Genomic DNA, 4,311 nt, shown 5'->3' on the forward strand with positions numbered 1-4,311 from the left:
TCTGCCCAAGCACTTGGATGAGAAGGTTGCGCGTCTGCATCTGGATCGGATTGGTGTCAAGCTGACCCAACTGCGCGCCGATCAGGCGGACTATATCGGGGTCAAGCCGGAGGGCCCGTTCAAACCAGACCACTACCGCTATTGATCCGACCAAAATCGACCTTGAGCGCCGCCGGAGCATTTCGGCGGCGTTTCTCGTTTATTGGAAGATTTGACATATATTTTAGGTACTTAGGGTTTGCCCAAGTGACACTGGATCGGCTATGAAGCGAACTAAGACCAGGACGGTCAGGACCAGAGTTTTCAAAACGCGTGTGGTGAAATGGGAGCACGCGGGGTGGGGAAGGTTCTGATGCGTCAGGACCTTCCCAAATTCGCGAGCAGCGCTATTCGGGCAAAAATTAAGTTCGCGCTACCAGTCGATCCGTGCCATCAGCGAAGCGCGTCAATCCGGCATCGTCTGCCCTAACGCACAGACCCGTCGCCATTCCGCTTCGGTTACAGGTTGCACGGACAGTCGTGAGTTTTTTACCAGCATCATATCCGACAAAGCCTCATCTGCCTTGATCTGATCCAGCGTAACCGCGGCTTCAAACGGACGTACCGCCTTGATGTCGACGCATTCCCAGCGTGGATCGTCGGCCTTGCTATCCGGATGAACCTCGGCGCAAACCTCGACAATGCCGACCACCGCTTTTTCGGTTTGTGAGTGATAAAAGAAGCCCCGGTCTCCCAACTTCATCTCGCGCATGAAATTGCGGGCCTGATAGTTGCGCACGCCGTCCCATTCTTCGCCCACCTCCCCCTTTGCGAGTTGTTGATCCCAGCTCCAGGTCGAGGGTTCGGATTTGAACAACCAATAGGCCATCAGCCGATCACCTTTTTCCACGGTATCAATTCGACGGATTGGAACAGCCCGGCTTTGGCATAAGGATCGTTGTCGGCCCAGCTTTGGGCTTCGGCCAAGTCTTCGACATCCAGAACGATCAGCGAACCGACCATTTGGTCACCGTTCAGCAAGGGACCGGCCTGCGACACCACACCGGTCTCTTCGATATAGGCGAGATGGGCGGCGCGATTGTCAAGCCGGGTTTGCAGGGAACCATCCTTGTCCCGGGCAATCAGGGCAATCAGCATGTCATTCCTCCTTGAGGGGTCGGTTGAGTAGATATCGAATGGCTTCGGCGACGCTGTATTCACCGCCGCTTAGTTCGGCTACGGCCGTGCTGATAGGCATGTCGAGGCCTTGTTCGCTTGCAAGCTGCGCCACGGCGCGGGCGGTTGCGACGCCTTCGACCGTTGTTGCGCTGTCGAATGTTTCGTGGCGGCCAAGGGCCAGGCCGAACCGATAGTTGCGGGATTGTTCCGAAGAGCAGGTCAGCACCAAATCGCCCAGACCGGACAACCCCATGAGAGTTTCGGGACGGGCGCCTTTCAGGCTGGCGAACCGCTGCATCTCGGCAAAGCCGCGTGTCAAAAGAGCTGCGCGCGCGCTTTCTCCCATGCCTTCTCCGATGCAGGCGCCGCAACCGATCGCCATAACGTTCTTTAATGCACCGCCGAGCTCCGCGCCGACCGTATCCGTCGTGCGATACAGCCGCAGATTCGAGGTTGTGAGTTCGGATTGCAGTGTTGCTCCCAAATCCGCATCCACACAGGCCAGTGTCAGCGCGGTTGGCAGGCCCTTTGCTATGTCACGGGCAAAGCTTGGGCCGGTCAACAGGGCGGGGCGGGCGTTGGGTAACGTCTGGGTAATGACCGAAAGCGGACCCACACCGGTGTTCAGTTCGATTCCCTTGCAGCACGCAACCAACAGGTGACTGGAAAGACATTCGGCATGGTCGGTCAGCGCCCGACGCAGTCTTTGCATGGGGATCGCCAACAACAGGGTTTTATTGGCCGCCGCTTCGGAAAGATCCGAGGTGATGTTCAGCGTGTCGGGTAACGACACCCCGGGAAGGCGGAGGGCGTTTTCGCGGGATTTTCGCATCAAATCCGCCTGTTCTTCCGAACGGGACCACAGGGTTACCCGACCATTACCGGAAAGCGATATCGCAAGCGCTGTTCCAAACGCCCCCGAACCCAGCACAGCAATACTCATGCCTTGGCCCCCTTTTTGCCGCTGCCCAGCAAGGCAGGGCTGGATTGATCCAAGGGCCATCGCGGGCGGGCGGTCAAACTAAGATCGTCGCACACACCTGCCCGAAATCGCTCCATCCCGGCATAAGCAATCATGGCGGCGTTGTCAGTGCAAAGATGCAGGGGTGGAGCGATAAAACGGGCACTATGCTCTAGGCAAACGGTCTCTAACGCAGCGCGAATCGCGCAGTTCGCTGCAACACCCCCTGCCACGGCGACAACGGGATCCGCCGGGCCTTCTTTCAGATACAGGGCCAAGGCACGTCGAGTCTTTTCGGCCAATGTGTCGACAACAGCATCTTGAAAACCCCGACACAGGTCGGCGCGGTCTTGCCGGGTCAACCCGCCTTTTTCTCCAACGATCTGATCGCGCATCCGCATCAGGGCAGTCTTGAGGCCGGAAAAGGACAGGTTGCAATCCGGGTGATCAAGCAGGGGGCGGGGAAAGCGGAAACGCTTGGGATCTCCCGTTTTAGCCTGGGCCTCGACCGAAGGCCCACCGGGTTGCGGCAGTCCCAGCAGACGGGCGGTTTTGTCAAAGGCCTCGCCCGGCGCGTCGTCGATCGTGCCACCCAGACGGGTGAACCTGTCCGGGCTGTGCGCGATCAGATATTGGCAATGTCCTCCGGACGCCAGAAGCATCAAATAAGGATAGTCCACTCCATTGGTCAGGCGCGGCGTAAGCGCATGTCCGGCCAAATGGTTTACTCCGATCAGCGGCAGGCCGGTAGCAGCGCTCAGGCCCTTGGCGCACATCACTCCTGACATGACGCCACCGATCAGCCCCGGTCCGGCAGTCACCGCGATTGCATCCATATCTGTTAGAAATAGACCAGCATCCTCCAGGGCTTGACGGACGCAAACATCCAGTTTCTCTGCATGTGCCCGAGCTGCAATTTCAGGCACAACGCCGCCAAAGGCGCTATGCAATTCGGTCTGGCCATAAACGACTGAAGACAGGATTTGCGCAGGTTCTCCCTCGGTGTGACGCACGACGGCCGCTGCAGTATCGTCGCAGCTGCTTTCCAGCCCAAGTATCGTTAAAGTTTGCGCCATCGACCCGAACCGTTGCATCATGATCGAAAGCCGGGGTATCACCCCGGGCGCATTCAAACAATCCCGTGACTGATCGCTTTGCCCATACGCCTGTTGATGACCCGCCCCCGCGCCGCCTCTGAAAAGTTTGCAGCGCAACTGCTTCCGGTTTTGTCGGCGGATGTAGACGTCATTATTTCTCCGCTTATCGATATCCAACCACATGGCCAGGATATTGACCTTGGCCGTTTCGCAGGTGTCATCTTCACATCTTCAAACGGTGTCGCCGCTACGGCGCGGTTGTCAGGTGACCGACAATGTCCGGCTTTCTGCGTGGGCCCGGCGACAACTGACGCCGCAAACAAAGAAGGGTGGCAGGCAATTATGGCCGGCGAAACGGCAGAAGAGTTGATCGCGGACCTGGTTTCCCGCCGACCCAAAGGACCACTGTTGCATTTGAGAGGCGAACACGGTCTCGGCGATGTCGCCGTAACTCTTTCCAATTCCGGATTGCCAACGGAGGAGCAGGTTGTTTACCGACAAATACAGCTTGGATTCTCTGATGCGGCACGCGCGGCGATGGTTGATGATCAACCCGTGCTGGCCCCGATCTTCTCCCCAAGAACCGCGCGACATTTTGCCGATCATTGGGAAGGCACGGCCCCGCTATGGGCGGCGGCAATAAGTGAAGCAGCCGCGAAGCCAATGGAATCGTTGAATATTCTGGGTCTGGTTGTTAGCAAGAATCCAAACGCCGAAGGAATGCGCGCCGCGATTAAAAAACTTGTGAGTGATCGTATGCGGGTTGAGAGCGCTCGGAACGCGGATTAACCTGCATTGGTCTGTGGGTTTTAAGTATTTGAGAATCAAGGGGGAGCTGACGGTGGCCGGCAAAAAGAAGACTGATGAAGACCACGACGCGATCCCTGCAACAGATGACGCAACCGACGACCAGAGTTCGCACTTTTCGGCAGGTGCGACTGAAAACACCGTTGACGATGCTACAGCCTCGGAAGATTTGACCTTCGAAGCCGAAGCCGAAGCCGAAGCCGAAGCCGAAGCCGAAGCCGAAGCCGAAGCCGAAGCCGAAGCCGAAGCCGAAGCCGAAGCCGAAGCCGAAGCCGAAGCCGAAGCCGA

General features: G+C 57.9%; 7 protein-coding genes. 3 read left to right on the plus strand and 4 right to left on the minus strand.

The genetic code is table 11. The features are described from left to right. Positions 1-145 (plus strand): adenosylhomocysteinase (locus ACR0LZ_RS21060; protein ID WP_480752209.1); only part of this gene is annotated, 145 nt, incomplete at its 5' end. A 300-nt stretch (positions 146-445) separates the two neighbouring features. Here ACR0LZ_RS21060 and ACR0LZ_RS21065 read toward each other — a convergent pair. The 4 genes from ACR0LZ_RS21065 to tsaD are packed head-to-tail and all read right to left on the minus strand — an operon-like array spanning position 446 to position 3,195. Then, positions 446-868, minus strand: coding sequence for an EVE domain-containing protein (locus ACR0LZ_RS21065; RefSeq protein WP_480752198.1), 423 nt, complete (start codon positions 866-868; stop codon positions 446-448). Continuing rightward, complete coding sequence (locus ACR0LZ_RS21070; RefSeq protein ID WP_480752200.1) at positions 868-1,137, minus strand: YciI family protein; 270 nt, start codon at positions 1,135-1,137, stop codon at positions 868-870. The genes ACR0LZ_RS21065 and ACR0LZ_RS21070 overlap by 1 nt, the downstream gene beginning before the upstream one ends. Before the next feature lies 1 nt (position 1,138). Then, positions 1,139-2,101 (minus strand): NAD(P)H-dependent glycerol-3-phosphate dehydrogenase, encoded by a 963-nt coding sequence (locus ACR0LZ_RS21075; RefSeq protein ID WP_480752201.1) that lies wholly within the window; start codon positions 2,099-2,101, stop codon positions 1,139-1,141. Then, the gene (gene tsaD / locus ACR0LZ_RS21080; RefSeq protein ID WP_480752203.1) at positions 2,098-3,195 is read right to left on the minus strand and encodes a tRNA (adenosine(37)-N6)-threonylcarbamoyltransferase complex transferase subunit TsaD; all 1,098 of its coding nucleotides are present in this window, start codon (positions 3,193-3,195) and stop codon (positions 2,098-2,100) included. The genes ACR0LZ_RS21075 and tsaD overlap by 4 nt, the downstream gene beginning before the upstream one ends. Positions 3,196-3,291: 96 nt before the next feature. Here tsaD and ACR0LZ_RS21085 point away from each other — a divergent pair, with 96 nt between their 5' ends. Together ACR0LZ_RS21085 and ACR0LZ_RS21090 are read left to right on the plus strand one after the other, a co-directional pair. Then, entirely contained in the window at positions 3,292-4,005 is a 714-nt protein-coding gene (locus tag ACR0LZ_RS21085) for a uroporphyrinogen-III synthase (RefSeq protein ID WP_480752205.1), read from the plus strand. A gap of 52 nt (positions 4,006-4,057) precedes the next feature. Beyond that, positions 4,058-4,311 (plus strand): hypothetical protein (locus tag ACR0LZ_RS21090; RefSeq protein ID WP_480752207.1); only part of this gene is annotated, 254 nt, incomplete at its 3' end.

This window comes from Ruegeria sp. CI1, from assembly GCF_056536925.1.

What these genes read in the sequence shown, in the direction of transcription:
- tsaD (WP_480752203.1), bottom strand. Translation starts at nt 3,195, where the DNA reads ATGGCGCAAACTTTAACGATACTTGGGCTGGAAAGCAGCTGCGACGAT.
- ACR0LZ_RS21085 (WP_480752205.1), top strand. Translation starts at nt 3,292, where the DNA reads ATGACCCGCCCCCGCGCCGCCTCTGAAAAGTTTGCAGCGCAACTGCTT.
- ACR0LZ_RS21075 (WP_480752201.1), bottom strand. Translation starts at nt 2,101, where the DNA reads ATGAGTATTGCTGTGCTGGGTTCGGGGGCGTTTGGAACAGCGCTTGCG.
- ACR0LZ_RS21070 (WP_480752200.1), bottom strand. Translation starts at nt 1,137, where the DNA reads ATGCTGATTGCCCTGATTGCCCGGGACAAGGATGGTTCCCTGCAAACC.
- ACR0LZ_RS21065 (WP_480752198.1), bottom strand. Translation starts at nt 868, where the DNA reads ATGGCCTATTGGTTGTTCAAATCCGAACCCTCGACCTGGAGCTGGGAT.